Here is a 16,430-nt window from a genome sequence, read left to right as displayed (position 1 = left end):
TAAACTCGCGCAAATTTTAAAATTTCATTAACGAGTAATTTCGGCTCTAATTTTAGTGGCAAGCTTTGCGAGACCTAAAATCAGTAGTCAATTCTTGCGAGTGAATGAAAGTTTAAAATTTGTCACTACGAACCAAAAAAATTAATTTTATAAAAAAGGTTCAAGCGAATTTAAAAATTTATGTGCGAGCAAATTTTAAAATTTGTAAATTAAAGTTTTTAGAAATTTAAAGTTTTGTTTTTTAAGGGGGAGACAAGGGGACTCAAGTTACGAAGCCGTCCCATTATCTCCCTTTAGATCCCACAATCCCCTCGCACGTTCAAGGTGCATGCGATAAGCACTATCGTGCCGCATGCGTTTTTGTTAAATTCCAGCAAATTTTAAAATTTCATGAGTGAGCAATTTCGGCTCTAAAATTTGAGCTAAGCGGTGAGCGAAGCCAAATTTTACTAGTTAATTCTTAAGGATGAATGAAATTTTAAAATTTGCTCTTTGAAATAAAACTATGTGAAAAATTTAAATTTACAGCATCACTTTTTCTCATAAATTTCCGCTCTCTCTTTTAAAAGACCAGTTCTTAAATTTGGCAAAGCGCTAAGTTCGTCAAAAAGTCCAAAAAGTGCGTGCTGTGGCGGCAGGCTTAGGTGGGTGAGGGATTTTAGAGATAAGATAGGCGAGTAGTCCTTGCTTTTTAGCCTAGCCGTTAATATCACAAGGCTGGTTAGTCCGGGCATCTGGCGTAAAAACTCTAAGCTTTCGATGTGGATAAATTTAGGCGAAAGTCCGTCGCCACTGATCTCTAGGCTCTTTAAATTTTGCAAATTTAAAAGCGCAGAGTAGTCACTTATCTTTTGAAAATTCTCCACTGCAAGGCTTTCAAGCCCGGTAAGTTTAGCGATCGGAGCTATGCTTTTTACGCTAGCTCCTGAGCCTACAAAAAGGCTCTTTAGACTAGAAAGATTTGCTAGCGCATCAAGGCTCTCATACGAGCCCCATTTGATATAAAGACTTTTTAAATTTCTTTGGCAGCACACCGCATCAAAGAGCTCTTGAGGCATTTTGGTGCAAAAGTTAAGCTCATCAAATGCCTCCTGCTCGCTTCTTAAAAAGTCGCACCACTCATCAAGCACCGCTCTTTTTTGCTTGGCGGTTTTATACTGCGGCGTGAAGCTATCTCCTAGCTGCGTGCAGTTTATCACAAGGCTCTTTTGTCCTTTATACTGGCTAACTTCTACAATGGTGTCAGGCATTTAAAGTCCAAATTTATAAGCCAAATTTAGGCTCAAAAGCTCAAATTTGGCCAAAAGTTTTAGTTTTCAGAAACTAACGTCTTTTTCTTGCACTTTGTGCACTCTATAAATGTGCCTTTTTTAAGCTCTTTTTTGATCATATCTCCGCCGCACTCATCGCATTTTTGCGCGACTGGCTCGTAGTTTGAGATGAAGTCGCATTTTGGATAGTTGGCACATCCATAAAATTTACCACGTCTGCTAAATCTCTCAACGATCTCGCCACCACATTTTGGACATGGCACGTCAAGCTTTTTAAGCTCGCGTTTTGGCTTGGCTGCCGTTGTGGTGCCAGTTTCTGCGCTCTTTTCATTATCTTTTGCGACGTTTCTTGAGTATTTGCATTTTGGGAAATTTGAACAAGCGATAAACTCACCGTATCTGCCCTTTCTAAGCACTAGCTCGCTTCCGCACTCTGGGCACTTCTCACCGATCGGAGTGGCTGTTTTTAAGCTTTTTATGCCAGTTTTGCCAGCGCTTATTTTTTCCATAAATGGATAGTAAAAGTCGCTTAGCACCTTTTGCCAGTCAGCCTTGTCAAGCGCGATCTCATCGAGCTTTTCTTCAAGATGTGAGGTAAATTCGCTATCGACGATGTTGCTAAAGTGCTCCTCCAAAACGCCTATCATGCTAAATGCGATCTCGTTTGGTATGAGTTGCTTTTTCTCGATCCTCACGTAGTCTCTTGATGTTAGCAGCGAGATGGTCGGTGCGTAGGTGCTTGGGCGGCCGATGCCTAGGCTTTCTAGCTTTTTAACAAGGCCAGCTTCAGAGTACCTAGCTGGTGGCTCGGTGAAGTTTTGCGTGCTTTTTATGCTTTGCAAACTCATCTCGTCGCCCTTTTTTAAATTTGGCAAAATTTTATCCTTATCAAGCTCGCCATAAACCTTGTAAAAGCCGTCAAATAGCACTTTTCTGCCGCTTATCTTAAACTCGCCTTTTTCGCTTGCGACATAGACGTTTTGCGTTTGGCTTACACATGCGCTCATTTGGCAGGCTAAAAATCTATTGTAGATGAGCGTGTAGAGTTTTAGCGCATCTTTTTCTAAAAATTTAGCCGCGATTTGCGGTGTGAAGTTTAAATTTGTAGGGCGGATCGCTTCGTGGGCTTCTTGCGCGCCTTTTGAGCTTGTCGTGTAGCTGATCGCTTTGGCTGGCAGATACTCTTTGCCGTAGTTTTGCAGGATGTGCTCTCTAGCGGCTGCGACGGCCTCTTTGGCTAAATTTAAGCTGTCCGTTCTCATGTAAGTGATCGCACCCATGAAGCCCTCGTTTGTTTGCACGCCCTCATAGAGGCTTTGCGCGATCATCATCGTTTTTTTAGGGCTAAAGCCAAGGCGGTTGCTCGCACTTTGCTGAAGTGTTGAGGTCATAAATGGCGGGCTTGGCTGGATATTTCTATCCTTGCTCTCGATCTCACGGACGCTAAATTTCTCATTTTGTAAATTTTCAATGATATATTTTGCGCGGTCTGGATTTTTGATAGTGAGCTTTTCGATCTTTTGGTTTTCAAATTTAACTAGCTCGGCGTCTAGATCTTTTTTAAAAACGGTGTCGATAGTGTAGTATTCAACTGGTTTGAATGCCTGAATTTCACGCTCGCGATCGACTATTATTTTTAGCGCTGCACTTTGCACACGTCCAGCACTTAAGCCTTTTTGTATCTTTAAATTTAAAAGCGGGCTTAGCTTGTAGCCAACTATGCGGTCAAGCAAGCGCCTTGTTTGCTGGGCATTGACGCTGTTCATATCGACGTGTCTTGGGCTTTTTAGAGCGTTTTGTATGGCGCTTTTGGTGATCTCGTGAAAGACGATGCGAGGCAGGCTGGTTGGCTCCTTGCCGATGGCATTTGCGATGTGAAACGCGATCGCCTCACCCTCTCTATCCTCATCGGTCGCGAGGTAAATTTCATCTGCACCTTTAGCAAGCTCTTTTATCTCTTTTACGATGGCGGAGTGGTCGCTACTGATGCGATACTCTGGGGTAAATTTATCGTCCTCTATCTTGATGCCAAAGCTAGTTTTTGGCAGGTCTCTGATGTGTCCTTTTGAGGCGATGACGTTGTAGCTTTTGTCTAAGAAATTTTTGATAGTCTTTGCTTTTGCGGGAGATTCCACGATGATTAAGCTTTTCATTTATATATAGCCTTTAAATTTTTTGGCGTAATTGTAGCAGAAATAATTTTTTAGAGTGTAACATGCAAAAAATTTTTAGATGGAGCGCAATTTTTGTTTTTTATAAAAAATTTTTATGCATAACTCTAAACTTTTTTAAAAACCGATCGATATAGTTTTCGTGCGACATGAAGTCGTAACTTAAAACATAAAAGGATTTACAATGAGTTTTCGTATTAACACAAACGTAAACGCACTTAACACACACGCTAACGCAGTTAGCAACAACACTGACCTATCTAAGTCACTTAACAAACTTAGCTCAGGTCTTCGTATCCAAACAGCTGCAGATGACGCTTCAGGTCTATCTATCGCAGATAGCTTAAGAAGCCAAGCTTCAGCTCTAGGTCAAGCTATTGCAAATGGTAATGATGCTATTGGTATCATTCAAGTTGCCGACAAAGCTATGGACGAGCAGTTAAAAGTTCTTGACACTATCAAAGCTAAAGCTACTCAATCAGCTCAAGACGGCCAAACAACTCAATCACGCCAAGCATTGCAAGCTGATATCGTTCGTCTAATGGAAGAGCTTGACAATATCGGTAACACTACTTCATTTAACGGTCAGCAACTACTAAACGGAACATTCTCTAACAAAGAATTCCAAATAGGTGCTTACTCAAACCAAACTGTTAAAGCAAGTATTGGTGCGACTACATCTGACAAGATCGGTCTTACACGTTTTGAGAGCTCAAAACTACTTACTAAAACAGCAGCAGGTGCGATCAGCCTTACATTTGTAAACGTAGATGGTGTAAACAACGTAAAAGTTCAAGCTGCTACTCTCTCAACTGGCCTTGGTAAAGGCGTAGGCGCTCTAGCAGAGAACATCAACAAAGTTGCAAACGAAACTGGCGTTCGTGCTACTTATGATGTTACATGGAAAGGCAGTAAAGCTATCGCTGCTGGTGAGATGAAAGATCTTGAAATAAATGGCGTAATTATAGGTGACATCAGCGTTAAAGCAAATGACGAAAATGGCGCACTTATAAACGCTATCAATGCCGTTAAAGACCAAACTGGTGTAACAGCTTCGCTTGACAAAGGTAAGCTAGTGCTTACATCAGTAGATGGCCGCGCTATACAAGCTAAATCAACAGCAAATACAGCAAAGGTTGCAAACAATATGTCTGCTATCTTTGGTTATGCTGGTAAAGGCGATGACCTTGTAAAAATGGGCGCAGCACTATCTACTATGTTTATCGGAAGACTAAACCTAGTTAAACTTGATGGTCGTGATATCAAAGTTAGCACTGGTGCCGCTGGTAATACACTAGGCGGTCTATCAGTAGCCTTTAGTATGTCATCTAAGGCAAATAGTAACGGTGGTGCTCAAGCATCTGTTTCACTACGTGAGATCAAAGGTCAGATAGATAAAACTCTAGCTGCTGCTATGGGCTTTACTAGAATGAACAATAGTGGTGCTATGACATCTAACCAAAGTGCTGGTGTTATGACATTAACTGGTGCGATGGCTGTTATGAGTATCGCTGAGTCAGCTCAAAAAACACTAGACCAAATTCGTTCAGACCTTGGTTCAGTTCAAAACCAACTTCAAGCTACAGTTAATAACATAACTGTAACTCAAGTTAACGTAAAATCAGCAGAGTCTCAAATCAGAGACGTTGACTTTGCTAGCGAGTCTGCTAACTTCTCAAAACATAACATCCTAGCTCAATCAGGTGCTTATGCTATGAGTCAAGCAAACAGCGTACAGCAAAACGTAATGAAGCTACTACAATAACGTAGCTAGTTAAATTAAGTTTTGAATAAGGCTTTGTTGCAGTAGCAAAGCCTTAATGTGTTAATGCTTTTACAATACGCAAACCCCCAAGCCTCAAAGCCTAACTTTGGGGCTTTTTAAATTTAAACCAAAATATATCTAAGATAATGTTATGAAAGATAAGTCCGCAAAGCCATAAACTTTGAAGACTTAAGTAAATTTATCTAGTTTGAGTGTGGATGATATAAAGCCCAGCTTATATCAAGCCAAGCTTTTTAACTTCTTTAAGTAAATTTTTACTAGCTTTCTTTGTAGTTTGTATCTCAGCATCTAAGCCACCAGCTAGAGAAAATAGCCAATATTTATGCATCTCAACCCACTCTGCTAGTTTATTTACCTTTTGCATAGCCGTATCACTAGGCTCAACTGAAATTTTAGCCAGCTCAAGCTCTTGGTAATATACAGAGATAGACAAGATGTATTCGATATATCTTCTATATTTTTGCCTTCCTACAAATTCTTTAACTTTATCTATCTTTTTTGTTATAGATAATAACTTCTTAAAATGCTTCTCGCCAAGCTCGCCTTTATCTCTTATCTCTATCATTTTGTCTATATCTGGAGTGACTTCTAAAAAGACCTCTTCAAGCTTTTGTTTTACCTCTTCTTCAAATTTGATCTTAGTTTGTATAAATTTATAGGCTTGCAAAAGCTCTTTTTTTATGGTTTTTTCATTAGGAAAACTAATGTGAGGTAAATTTTTTAGCTCTTTACCACGAGTGAGCTCCTCCATAACTTGAATAAAAGGCTTTTCTATGGTGCCTTTTATCATAGCGCCGCCTTCTGTGCAGTTGTAGTTTTTTATGCCTTTTTTGTTTGTTGACTCGATGTCTGATTCGTATTGGTTTTTAAATTTATCCCAAACATAAGTCGTCCTAACCTCACCTACTCCGCCGTAAGCTGTAGTGTATAAATTTTCATCTGCCTGGGCAAACGCATGTCCTGTTGCATGGCTTTTGCCATCTGGTGCAAAGGCTAGGTCTTGACCTATCAAGACTATATTTTTATGATCTAGCACATAAGCTAGTTGATAGGCCTGATTTGCCGTGCTAAGTCCTATGCCAAGATAGCCATGCTTGTTTAAACCCATAGAGCATTCGGCTTGTGGGCGAAGCGTAAGCACTAAGCGTCTTGGCAAGATGTTTTTCACGCTTTGAGGATGTGTTAGCGATGCTACGATAAAGTATGCATCCTTATCTAAATTTCCATTTCTCTTTTTAAAAAAGCTCGATGTTTCTATAACTCTTTCTATAGACGTAACATAGTCTGGCTTGATGCCGTGCTTTGCAAGTATCGGCAAAGAGGCATCTAGGCTAATAACAGTAACATAAGGGGCAAATTTCTTAAGCGTATCAAGCTGTTTATCTAGGCTTGGTCCAGTAGCTACTATCACAGCCGTATCCATAAGGCCTTTTCGTTTTTTTATGAGGTCTTGATAGACATAGCCCTTTATCAGCTGAGGCAGGTTTTCGGTGTTGTTTCTAACACCTTGAAGTAGGTCATCTACGCTATTTCCATGTGATGCTACGACTTGTGAAATGGCTCTTACAAAATATTGATTAATTCTATTATAGTCATCTGCAAATTTATCATAAAAAGGCGTGTGAACATGAAAGTTATAGGTTTTTGCATATACTGAATAAACCTGACCTATCATAAGCTGATAAATTTGCGAATAGGTTGTAAGCTCTGAATAGAAAATAATAAGTCTTTCGCTAAGCAACTCTTTTGATAGATCAACTAAATTTAATGTGATGTAAAGTATCTCAAGGTCTGGTTCGACGACAATAATATGCTGGTGAGTTTGGTTATAAAGCAAAGCTTTGTAAAACACTCCGTTGCCAAGTCCATAGAAAAACATCACTGGATAGCGCTTACACTGAGAGCCAAGCCCTTCAAGCATATTTTGTATATCAGAAGCTGGCTTTTCATAAACATAAGATAGAGTTTTTTTGTCTATTATATTTATATCGATCGGATCTTTGCCGATAAATACTTCATAGTTTTTTTGCTCCCCCAAAGAAAAAAGCCTAGTAGCCAAAATCTCATCTTGAGAAAATAGCGCATTTAGGTTATTTCTAAAAACAGCATTTTCTATTTTATTGACAGTTTGGGCGTATTCTTTTGCTCTCTCTTCACTTTTTTCTTGTGGCGCAACGACACCATCATGAAATTTAATAGCCATTTTTCCTCCTTATAAATCCTCTTTTGTTAATCTCTCACTAAATTTTATATCTCTTTTTGCTTTTTTGCCAACTAGCTCTTTTAGAAATTTAGGATGCAAACCATATCCTGGGCGCACACTCCTTATATTTTGCTCGCTAAAAATTTCACCTTTTTTTATATCTGCGCTTGCATAAAGTGAGCGTGAAAATCTCCTGTTTAAAACAGCTTTTTCATCTAGCTCGTAGTTTACCACGCCTAAAAGCTCCTCAGCCTCTCTAACGCACTTTGTCATGAAAGCAAATTCGCTCTCATCAAGACTAAATGCGCTATCAACGCTTTTTACGCTTTTATCAAGTATAAAATGTTTTTCAACTATCCTGGCGCCCAAACTAACCGCAACAACTGGGGCTGTCACGCCTAAAGTGTGATCTGAAAAGCCAACCTCAACACCAAATTTCTCTCTCATATCAGCTATCGTTTGTAAATTCATGCCATTTAGCGGCGCTGGATAGCTTGAAGTGCATTTTAAAAGGGCGATGTCGCTATTGCCTGCATTTTTGCAAATTTGCACTACCTCTCTTATCTCTTCTTCATAGGCTATGCCAGTTGAGATGATGATGGGCCTACCTTTTTTGGCTACAAACTCTACAAAATCATAATCCGTCACTTCAAAGCTTGCGATCTTATAAGCTGGTGGGTTAAACTGCTCTAAAAAGTTGGCATCATCCTTGCAAAATGGACTTGAAAAACAAATAAGCCCCTCCTCTTTTGCCACCTTAAAAAGCTCAACATGCCACTCTCTTGGCGTTAGTGCCTCTTGGTAAAGCTCGTATAAATTTCTCCCATCCCAAAGTCCGCCCTTTATGACAAAGTCGTCTAGGTGCGAATTTAGAGTCAAACTATCAGGCGTATATGTCTGAAGCTTTATCGCGTCAGCTCCAGCTCGTTTAGCCGCCTTTATCGTATCTACCGCCGTTTTTAGGCTACCGCTGTGATTAGCAGAGAGCTCTGCTATTATAAAGACCTTTTTGTCTGTATCAAAATTTCCTATTTTCATCCGCTAGTCCGTTTCATTTTTAAGCTCAAGATAGCTAAACTCATCATCTTTTGCGTAGATATTAAAGCCAAAATTTTCATAAAGTGAGAGCGCTTTTTCGTTGTTATTATAAGCTTTTGCCTTTAGCGAGCCAACTTTTAATGTAAAAAAAGCGTAGTCTTTTATGAGATCAAGCAGCTTTTTGCCCACACCTTTTAGCTCTGGGTTTTTATAAACGCCAAATTCGCAACTCTCTTTCGTTATATCAACGAAGCTCACCACTCCGATAAATTCACCCTCGTCTTTTACTAAAAAGTAGATCTTATCTTGAATGCTCTTTAATCTCTCTAAAAAAGCAAAATGCTCCTCTTTGCCAACGCTTTTGTTTTTCATGAATTTGGCTATACGCTCGTCGTTTCGCCACTTTAAGACCATCAGTTTTTGCTCTCCACTAAGCGAGGTAAAATTTATAAGCTCAAGCAAATTTCATCTCCCCAGTAAGCCTCATACCCATTTTCTTTGAGCCAAGCAAAGATCTCTTTTTGATTATCCGCTACGCAAACGGCTTTAAATTTAGCTCCCAAAACGTAAGCCTCATTTACAAGCGAACTTGCTGTTATGATGAGCATTTTGGCCTCATTCATGAGCTTTGCTACGTTTTTGCTATCTACAAAAAGGCTAAAATTTTCGTTTTTACTAGCTAGCTCTTTTAGTGCGCTTAAGTTTTTATTTCCGCTAGTTGTTATGACGGCTGTTTTTAGCCCTTTTAAGAGTAGTTTTTCTGAAATTTTAGCACTTAGCCCTGAGATATCAGTGCCTCCAAGAATGATAGCGTAGTCGTAAATTTTCTCCCTTTTTACCTGCGCTTCTTCATAAAACTCATCTCTAACTAGCAAAAACTCACTCCCGCAAAATACCTCACAGCCTTTTTCTACCAGCCCCTCATATCTTGCCTTTTGCGCATATAAATTTACGTTTAATATGTAGTCTGCAAAATGTTTTTCGTAAGTGTCATCAAATGATAAAATTTTAACGCCAGTTTTTTCTTTTATAGCTCTTTCATATTCAAAGCTAAAGCCGTAGTGATCGATGATGAGAAGTTCAAATTTATTATCTTTTATAAGTTCGCAAAGCTCATCTATCTCGCCACTTGTTAAGCTAAATTTAGGGTAGTTTATCTCATCAAAAATGTCACCTTCAAGCCTTAAAGATGCAAATGAGATGTCGCTAAATTTTTTAGCAAGCAAAAGGTCTCTCCTGATGTGCCCATGCCCTATCTTGCTGCTACTATCAGCGCGCACGAGCGTTTTTAGCAAGGGGGGTCCTTTAAATTCTTTCAATCAGATCTTTCCATTATTTATCAAATAAAGCTTTTTAGCAAACTCAAAATCCTCTAACGTGTCGATATCGCAAACTAAATTTCTTGGCAATAAATATGCCTTTGAGTGTGGCGCAAACAAAGCACTACACTCCAGCCAAGCCTCTTTTTTACCAAAATAAAATGCCCCAGCGTCATGAAACGCAGGCTCAAGATCTTGCGAGCGCGTCTTTTCAAACTGCGGATAAAACATGCTAACTCTAGCGTTTTCATCAAGTTTTATCGCCCTTTGTATAGGGAAATCAAACGCAGTGGCCGAAAATAGAAATTTACACTCATCTTTTTTAAACTCGCTTGCAGCCTCTTTTAAAATTTCAGCCGTTATGAGTGGTGCTGTAGCATAAAGGCAGCAGACGTCAAAGCCAGAATTTACGCGTCTTATCGCGTCTTTTATCACGTCAGTGCTTGTCGCGTAGTCATCGCTTAGGCTCGCATCTCTAAAAAATGGCACGCTAGCTCCAAATTCTCTAGCCACATTTGCGATCATTTCATCATCAGTGCTTACTATTACTTCGCTAAAAACTTTAGAATTTAGCGCAGCCTCAATGCTATATGCGATTAAAGGCTTGCCTAAAAAGTCTTTTATGTTTTTGCCAGGTATTCTCTTACTGCCGCCTCTTGCTGGTATGATGCAGATCATTTTTACTCGCTAAAGCTTTTTAGCACGTCAAAAAGCGTGCTTGCAACAAATTTAGCATCATCCACGCTCATGCCATGATGACATGGGATGCTAAGCTCGGCGCTATAAAATTTCTCCGCATTTGGTAGTGAAATTTCACCAAGCAGCGCTTTATAAAAGCTAAATTTATATGTTGGCTTGTAATGCACCTGCACACCAACGCCTTTTTGCAAAAGTGCTTCAAAAATTTGTTCTTTTTTATCCCAAAATTTCTCATCCAAAAGCACCGGATATAGGTGCCTTGAGCTAGTTGTATTTGCTGGGATCTTTATAGTTTTAAAATATTCACATTCGCTAAATTTCTCATCATAAAATTTAGCTATCTCATTTCTTTTAGCGATAAAGCCGTCCAGCCTTTTTAGCTGGCTAAGCCCCAAAGCGCAGGCTACGTCTGTTATCCTGTAGTTATATCCAAGCAGGCTCATGTCGCTATCCCAAAGCTTTGTTTTAGCGATACCGTGGCTTCTATAAAGCCTTGCAAGTCTTGCGAGCTCATCGTCGTTTGTAGCAATCGCGCCGCCTTCAAGTGTGGTGATAGGCTTTACTGGATGAAAGCTAAATATGCTAATATCAGCCTTAACGCCCACTTTTACGCCGTTTTGCACGCTACTAAGGGCGTGAGAGGCGTCGTCTATCACTTTTATGCCGTGTTTTTTGGCTAAATTTATGATCTTATCTAGCTCCACTGGGTTACCGCCGTAATCAACCGCAGTTATCACCTTTGTTTTTGGAGTGATTAGAGCTGGAATTTTCTCTTCATCAATGTTACCATTTGCTTTTACGTCGCAAAATTTGACCTGCGCTCCTGCCATCAAAGCTGCATTTGCAGTGGCTGCAAAGGTAATAGGCGTCGTGATCACTTCATCGCCAGCCTTTACGCCAAGGCTAAGATAGGCTACGTGAAGGGCTGAAGTGGCTGAGTTCATAGCGATCACGTGCTTTACGCCAACATACTTTGCCAGCTCCTCTTCAAATTTACTAACCTTTTGGCCACCTGTTAAGATGTCGTCTCTTAGCGCATCTGCTACTACCTTAATATCTTCTTCTGTGATCTGCTGACGGCTGTAAGGGATCATTTAGCATCTCCTATCATCTCAAGAAGGCCTGCTCTATCGAGCCAAATTTTATTTGTATTTGAGCTATATTCAAAGTCCTCACTAACTGGTTTGCCCTTTTGATGAAGAGCATTTGTAGAGAAGTCTTGCGCTGTTAAAAACTGGATAGACGGACTAATAACGTAGTAATCATCAAATTCATATGTAAGATGCGCGTCATCTCTTGAGATCATCATCTCGTGCATCTTTTCGCCTGGGCGAATGCCTATGATCTTGACGCCAAGGTCTGGTGCAAGAGCTTTTGCGAGATCGACCATCGTCATTGACGGGATCTTTGGTATGAAAATTTCGCCGCCTTTCATCCTCTCAAAGTTTTTAAGGACGAAATTTACGCCTTGTTCAAGCGTGATCCAAAACCTAGTCATCTTCTCATGCGTGATAGGAAGCTCTTTTTCTCCTTGTGCGATCAGCTTTTTAAAGAGCGGTACGACTGATCCACGAGAGCCGACGACATTTCCATATCTTACGACGCTAAATCTTGTTTTTTTGTCTCCAACAATGTTATTTGCAGCGACAAAGAGCTTGTCGCTTGCTAGCTTCGTAGCTCCATATAAATTTACAGGGTTGCATGCTTTGTCGGTTGAGAGTGCGATCACTTTGCTAACGCCACACTCCAAAGAGGCGTCAATGACGTTTTGAGCGCCATCTATGTTTGTTTTGATGCACTCCATTGGGTTGTATTCTGCGATTGGCACGTGTTTCATCGCAGCTGCGTGGATGACATAGTCTATGCCGTTCATCGCAGTTCTTAAGCGCTTATAGTCCCTCACGTCGCCGATGAAAAAACGCATAGCCTTGTCTTTAAAAACTTGAGCCATTTCGTATTGTTTTAACTCGTCGCGTGAGTATATAACTAACCTTTTTGGCTTATATTTTTTTAACAAAATTTCGGTGTACTTTTTACCAAAACTTCCTGTTCCGCCGGTGATCAATATCGATTTGTTGTTAAACATTTTGCGCCTTTTTGCTAGTCATTTTTTGATTTATAAATGGCTAATTTGAATTATTTTTTATAAATTTTTAAGCAAAAGCTGTGCCAAATTTAAAATTTGTTTATCAAAGCTCTGCTCTTTCTAGCTTCTATTTCGTCAAAATTTCGTTATTGTTTAGGGTTTTTATAAAAAGTGGGTGATAAATTTAGCCTTTGCAAAGTCGCAAAGGCATGAAAATTACTTCAAAATTCTAGGCAGCGTGATGCCTTCTTGGGCTTGGTATTTGCCATTTTTATCAGCATAAGTCACCTCGCAAGGCTCATCGCCCTCGATAAATAGCACCTGCGCGATGCCCTCATTTGCGTAGATTTTCGCAGGAAGTGGCGTCGTGTTTGAGATCTCTATCGTGATATGCCCCTTAAATCCTGGCTCAAAAGGTGTGACATTTACGATAATACCGCACCTTGCGTATGTGCTCTTGCCAAGGCAGATCGCTAGCACGTTATCAGGCATGTTAAAATACTCGATCGTGCGCGCTAAAGCAAAGGAATTTGGCGGCACTATGCAGACATCGCCTTTAAAATCAACCACATTTTTCTCATCAAAATTCTTTGGATCAACGACGGTTCCGCCGATGTTTGTGAAAATTTTAAACTCATCGCCCACGCGGATATCATAGCCATAGCTAGAAACGCCGTAGCTAACGACGCCGCGACCCACTTGCTCCTCGGCAAATGGCACGATCATATTTTTCTCAACCGACATTTTCCTTATCCAAGAGTCTGATTTTAAACCCATTTTTGCTCCTTTTTTGGGGCGATTATAACGCTTTGCGTCTTTAAAGTAAATTTAATGGCATTTTGCAATAAATTTTAAGAAAATCAGTATAATTTTGAAAGAAAAATTTAATAAAGGACAAAAATGCAAGAGAGAAACGCTGAAATTTTCACTGGAGAACGCGCGATGTTTGGGGCAAAGGGGATAAATTTTACTAACTGCATATTTGAAGATGGCGAGTCACCGCTAAAACACAGCTCAAATTTAAAGCTAAACGAGTGCGTTTTTGCCTACAAATATCCACTTTGGTACGCAAGCGACATCACGCTAAATGGCGGATACTTGGAGCCTCTAGCAAGGGCTGGCATGTGGTACAGCACAAATTTAAGCTTTAAAGACGTGCTCATAAATGCGCCAAAAAGCTTTAGAAAAAGCTCGCAAATTTCACTTGAAAATGTAAATTTCTCAGACGCTGCCGAGACACTTTGGGGATGCTGGGACGTGAAGATAAAAAACGTCTTTGCAAAAGGGGATTACTTCGGGGCAAATAGCGAAAATTTGGAGGTTGATGGGCTAAGCTTGGACGGCAACTACTGCTTTGATAGCTGCAAAAATCTTCGCGTCACAAACTCAAAGCTCATCTCAAAAGATGCCTTTTGGAACTGCGAAAACGTGGTCGCTCAAAACTGCCTAATCTCAGGCGAATACCTAGCATGGAACGCAAAAAATGTGACGCTCATAAACTGCACAATAAAGAGCTTGCAAGCGCTTTGCTACGTGGAAAATTTGGTCGTGAAAGATTGCATTTTTATGGACACAAGCCTTGCTTTTGAGTATTCAAGCGTCGATGTGAGCACCAAAAGTAGCATAAAAAGTGTGAAAAATCCAAAAAGTGGCATCATAAGAGCTGGCAAGATAGAGGAGATCATCATAGATGGCAGCTTGGTTGATGTAAGCAAAATAGAGATAGTCACGGATGAAATTTAGGCAAAATTTAAAGAAATAACATGCAAAATGAAAAATTTAGAGCGAAATTTAGTATAAAAAACGATGCTAAATTTAAACAGCTACTACGCAAGGTCTCAAGCGTCGTCTATAAGAAGAATAAATTTGTATTTTTGATGAGAGTGATCGAGCTGCCATTTGCTGCGCTATGCGGAGTTGCTATAGTTATGCTTTTTAACGTTTTTGAGAACGACTTAACAGTTTTTTTGGATATAACCGACGTCTCTTTTTTGGCAAAAAATTTAGCCATTGTTCTTTGTGTCGGCATAGTCTTGCTCTATATTTATGTAACCATAATTAAACCAGTTTTATTTACTAGAGCCATTTACTCAAAAATCGATGTTGAGCGCGAACAAGAGATCGTTATATATGATGATGAGGTCTTGTTTGTCACGACAACGAGCACGGTTCATTTTTCATATGGTGCGTTTCTTGGCACTTGCGAAACGGATGATTTTATAGCTTTGATCTTAAAAGAAGGCAGCTTCTTGCAGATCCCAAAAGAGTCGCTAAATGAAAAATCACAAGAAATTTTGGAATTTCTAAAAGAAAAGATAGGTCAAAATTAGTGAAATATTTTTGGATATTTTGAATTAAAAACCATACAAATTTGCCATGCCAGCAAATTTGTTGGCTGTATTCAAACAAAATTCTCTAAAAATATAGATATTATTGCTTTAATGATGCCAAATATCAATCTTTCAGTGACAAATTTTAATATTAAAATAATTAATTGACGTAGAGAATGATGCCTAAACACTATTTTGTTGATGGTTGGCTTTGGCTCAGCACCGATAAACACGTCTTTTGGAGTTGTACCTGCGTCCCAAATATTTTGAAGTAGTTGAGATAGCACAGTTTCAGTTAGTGCTGCTGGAGTGCCTTTCCAATCGCCTGAGCTATCAAATGCTACAACGTTACCACGCTTACCACTTGCAAACGCTGCTGAGCCTTTAGCCAAGAAATAAAATAGTCCTGCCATTTCTTCCAGCTGTTGCATCAGTTCTAACGCTCGGTGCTTTAAACACACTCTTTTTAGCGTCAGCATCACGACCAAGACCAAAGATAGCATACTCCATATCTAACTTATGCTCTTTTGCTCTTTTAGCAGTCTCACGCTCTAACTCTTTACCGCCGTAAGTAGCCACTGCTTGCATACTTCTTGAAACACTAACGTTTGAAGTAAAAATTTGCACTGCATTTGAAGTTTTTTGCACGCTTGATTTGATCTGATCATCAAAGTCAGAAATCTCTAGCTGTGCGTTTTTCTTTGGGGCAGCTAAGCTGTCAGTTAGAGAGGAGTGCTCTATACCTTTAACACTTGAAGTACCAATTAGTTTAAGTATAGGCGTCTCGTCAGCACCTATTAAGATTATGTTTTCATAGACTGAGGGTTTTAAACCTTCACGTTTTGTAGCTGGGGCTTGAAACCCAGTTGTAGTTATTGCCATTTCTTTGCTCCTTTTATGCAATTTAATGGCAATTTATCATTTGTCGCTGTGTCAAATCTACCCAATTTTGGCAAAAAAGAATAAATTTTGTTTGATTATAAAAAAGAGAGTAAGCCCTAAAGATAGGGCTTTTAATTATTTTTGGAGTTTTTGGTAGATATATAGCTAGTTTTTGCACCTTGACTAATTTTATTTTTAGTTAGCCTATTTACTGCTTTAGCTTTTATTCCGTCGCTTATGTCTTTATTTAATAACACTTTCTTAACTAAGCCTACCTTGTCGCTACTTGTGTCTATTGCATCAAGTAGTTTAAGCTTTGGGTTTTCAAACTTCATAGGCTCTTTTAAGTTTTTACTAGAGTAAAAGAATAAAAAAGTACAAAAACTTTTCTTTAAAAATTGCAATGGTTTACAAACTAAAGACTTTGTTCTAAAGCGATTAATCCATTATCACACTCATTTGAACTAAACGAAAGCAGCTCAAATTTTACAACTATGTCTTTTTCTCAGCATAGAAATATAAATTTAAAAAGACAATCAAACCAATAACATAAAAACAAATATAAAAAATTTACTATATTTAATCAATAAAACCTAATTAAAAAGTAAAAACTAATATTTTACACTTATACAAGAAGCAACAATT

16 protein-coding genes are annotated in these 16,430 nt (G+C 39.3%); 3 read left to right on the top strand and 13 right to left on the bottom strand.

The window, feature by feature from the left end:
• Positions 1-530: 530 nt before the first annotated feature.
• Positions 531-1,250, bottom strand: a complete 720-nt coding sequence (locus CVS81_RS00075) for a hypothetical protein (protein ID WP_107964677.1) — start codon at positions 1,248-1,250, stop codon at positions 531-533.
• A 59-nt stretch (positions 1,251-1,309) separates the two neighbouring features.
• On the bottom strand, positions 1,310-3,424 hold the full coding sequence (gene topA / locus CVS81_RS00070) for a type I DNA topoisomerase (RefSeq protein ID WP_107964676.1): 2,115 nt from the start codon (positions 3,422-3,424) through the stop codon (positions 1,310-1,312).
• Positions 3,425-3,626: 202 nt separating this feature from the next.
• Between topA and CVS81_RS00065 the strand changes: the two genes are divergently transcribed.
• Positions 3,627-5,207 (top strand): flagellin B, encoded by a 1,581-nt coding sequence (locus tag CVS81_RS00065; protein WP_107964675.1) that lies wholly within the window; start codon positions 3,627-3,629, stop codon positions 5,205-5,207.
• 235 nt (positions 5,208-5,442) lie between these two features.
• Here the strand turns inward: CVS81_RS00065 and CVS81_RS00060 are convergent, their stop codons facing one another.
• The 8 genes from CVS81_RS00060 to dcd form a co-directional block, all read right to left on the bottom strand.
• Entirely contained in the window at positions 5,443-7,431 is a 1,989-nt protein-coding gene (locus CVS81_RS00060) for a motility associated factor glycosyltransferase family protein (RefSeq protein WP_107964674.1), read from the bottom strand.
• Between the two features lie 9 nt (positions 7,432-7,440).
• Positions 7,441-8,469: a pseudaminic acid synthase gene (gene pseI, locus CVS81_RS00055; RefSeq protein WP_107964673.1), complete on the bottom strand. Its 1,029-nt coding sequence runs from the start codon at positions 8,467-8,469 to the stop codon at positions 7,441-7,443.
• A 3-nt stretch (positions 8,470-8,472) separates the two neighbouring features.
• Positions 8,473-8,931, bottom strand: a complete 459-nt coding sequence (gene pseH, locus CVS81_RS00050; RefSeq protein WP_107964672.1) for a UDP-4-amino-4,6-dideoxy-N-acetyl-beta-L-altrosamine N-acetyltransferase — start codon at positions 8,929-8,931, stop codon at positions 8,473-8,475.
• Entirely contained in the window at positions 8,916-9,788 is an 873-nt protein-coding gene (gene pseG / locus CVS81_RS00045; protein ID WP_107964671.1) for a UDP-2,4-diacetamido-2,4,6-trideoxy-beta-L-altropyranose hydrolase, read from the bottom strand. The genes pseH and pseG overlap by 16 nt, the downstream gene beginning before the upstream one ends.
• Positions 9,789-10,466 (bottom strand): pseudaminic acid cytidylyltransferase, encoded by a 678-nt coding sequence (gene pseF, locus CVS81_RS00040; protein ID WP_107964670.1) that lies wholly within the window; start codon positions 10,464-10,466, stop codon positions 9,789-9,791.
• Positions 10,467-10,468: 2 nt separating this feature from the next.
• Positions 10,469-11,581 (bottom strand): UDP-4-amino-4,6-dideoxy-N-acetyl-beta-L-altrosamine transaminase, encoded by a 1,113-nt coding sequence (gene pseC, locus CVS81_RS00035; protein ID WP_107964669.1) that lies wholly within the window; start codon positions 11,579-11,581, stop codon positions 10,469-10,471.
• On the bottom strand, positions 11,578-12,573 hold the full coding sequence (gene pseB / locus CVS81_RS00030; protein WP_002940035.1) for a UDP-N-acetylglucosamine 4,6-dehydratase (inverting): 996 nt from the start codon (positions 12,571-12,573) through the stop codon (positions 11,578-11,580). The genes pseC and pseB overlap by 4 nt, the downstream gene beginning before the upstream one ends.
• 216 nt (positions 12,574-12,789) lie before the next feature.
• A complete protein-coding gene (gene dcd, locus CVS81_RS00025; RefSeq protein ID WP_021091674.1) occupies positions 12,790-13,350 on the bottom strand; it encodes a dCTP deaminase in 561 nt (186 codons plus the stop codon).
• Between the two features lie 123 nt (positions 13,351-13,473).
• On the opposite strand from dcd, the gene CVS81_RS00020 reads away from it, so the two are divergent.
• Both CVS81_RS00020 and CVS81_RS00015 read left to right on the top strand, forming a co-directional pair.
• The gene (locus CVS81_RS00020) at positions 13,474-14,316 is read left to right on the top strand and encodes a DUF3737 family protein (protein WP_107964668.1); all 843 of its coding nucleotides are present in this window, start codon (positions 13,474-13,476) and stop codon (positions 14,314-14,316) included.
• Between the two features lie 20 nt (positions 14,317-14,336).
• Entirely contained in the window at positions 14,337-14,903 is a 567-nt protein-coding gene (locus CVS81_RS00015) for a YcxB family protein (protein ID WP_107964667.1), read from the top strand.
• Between the two features lie 71 nt (positions 14,904-14,974).
• Here the strand turns inward: CVS81_RS00015 and CVS81_RS10090 are convergent, their stop codons facing one another.
• The 3 genes from CVS81_RS10090 to CVS81_RS00005 all read right to left on the bottom strand — a co-directional run bounded on the left by CVS81_RS10090 (position 14,975) and on the right by CVS81_RS00005 (position 16,120).
• On the bottom strand, positions 14,975-15,334 hold the full coding sequence (locus CVS81_RS10090) for a DUF5309 family protein (protein WP_199907133.1): 360 nt from the start codon (positions 15,332-15,334) through the stop codon (positions 14,975-14,977).
• A complete protein-coding gene (locus CVS81_RS10085) occupies positions 15,288-15,785 on the bottom strand; it encodes a DUF5309 family protein (RefSeq protein WP_199907132.1) in 498 nt (165 codons plus the stop codon). Before CVS81_RS10085 ends, CVS81_RS10090 begins: the two co-directional genes overlap by 47 nt.
• 131 nt (positions 15,786-15,916) lie before the next feature.
• Positions 15,917-16,120, bottom strand: a complete 204-nt coding sequence (locus CVS81_RS00005; protein ID WP_107964666.1) for a hypothetical protein — start codon at positions 16,118-16,120, stop codon at positions 15,917-15,919.
• Positions 16,121-16,430: the final 310 nt, after the last annotated feature.

It is taken from the genome of Campylobacter concisus, from assembly GCF_003049065.1.
Taxonomy (GTDB): Bacteria; Campylobacterota; Campylobacteria; order Campylobacterales; family Campylobacteraceae; genus Campylobacter_A; species Campylobacter_A concisus_BE.
This window is presented reverse-complemented; position numbering and strand designations above follow the sequence as displayed.

What these genes read in the sequence shown, in the direction of transcription:
- pseF (WP_107964670.1), bottom strand. Translation starts at nt 10,466, where the DNA reads ATGATCTGCATCATACCAGCAAGAGGCGGCAGTAAGAGAATACCTGGC.
- CVS81_RS00005 (WP_107964666.1), bottom strand. Translation starts at nt 16,120, where the DNA reads ATGAAGTTTGAAAACCCAAAGCTTAAACTACTTGATGCAATAGACACA.
- CVS81_RS00060 (WP_107964674.1), bottom strand. Translation starts at nt 7,431, where the DNA reads ATGGCTATTAAATTTCATGATGGTGTCGTTGCGCCACAAGAAAAAAGT.
- CVS81_RS00020 (WP_107964668.1), top strand. Translation starts at nt 13,474, where the DNA reads ATGCAAGAGAGAAACGCTGAAATTTTCACTGGAGAACGCGCGATGTTT.
- pseC (WP_107964669.1), bottom strand. Translation starts at nt 11,581, where the DNA reads ATGATCCCTTACAGCCGTCAGCAGATCACAGAAGAAGATATTAAGGTA.
- topA (WP_107964676.1), bottom strand. Translation starts at nt 3,424, where the DNA reads ATGAAAAGCTTAATCATCGTGGAATCTCCCGCAAAAGCAAAGACTATC.
- CVS81_RS10085 (WP_199907132.1), bottom strand. Translation starts at nt 15,785, where the DNA reads ATGGCAATAACTACAACTGGGTTTCAAGCCCCAGCTACAAAACGTGAA.
- CVS81_RS10090 (WP_199907133.1), bottom strand. Translation starts at nt 15,334, where the DNA reads ATGCAACAGCTGGAAGAAATGGCAGGACTATTTTATTTCTTGGCTAAA.
- dcd (WP_021091674.1), bottom strand. Translation starts at nt 13,350, where the DNA reads ATGGGTTTAAAATCAGACTCTTGGATAAGGAAAATGTCGGTTGAGAAA.
- CVS81_RS00075 (WP_107964677.1), bottom strand. Translation starts at nt 1,250, where the DNA reads ATGCCTGACACCATTGTAGAAGTTAGCCAGTATAAAGGACAAAAGAGC.
- CVS81_RS00065 (WP_107964675.1), top strand. Translation starts at nt 3,627, where the DNA reads ATGAGTTTTCGTATTAACACAAACGTAAACGCACTTAACACACACGCT.
- CVS81_RS00015 (WP_107964667.1), top strand. Translation starts at nt 14,337, where the DNA reads ATGCAAAATGAAAAATTTAGAGCGAAATTTAGTATAAAAAACGATGCT.
- pseI (WP_107964673.1), bottom strand. Translation starts at nt 8,469, where the DNA reads ATGAAAATAGGAAATTTTGATACAGACAAAAAGGTCTTTATAATAGCA.
- pseB (WP_002940035.1), bottom strand. Translation starts at nt 12,573, where the DNA reads ATGTTTAACAACAAATCGATATTGATCACCGGCGGAACAGGAAGTTTT.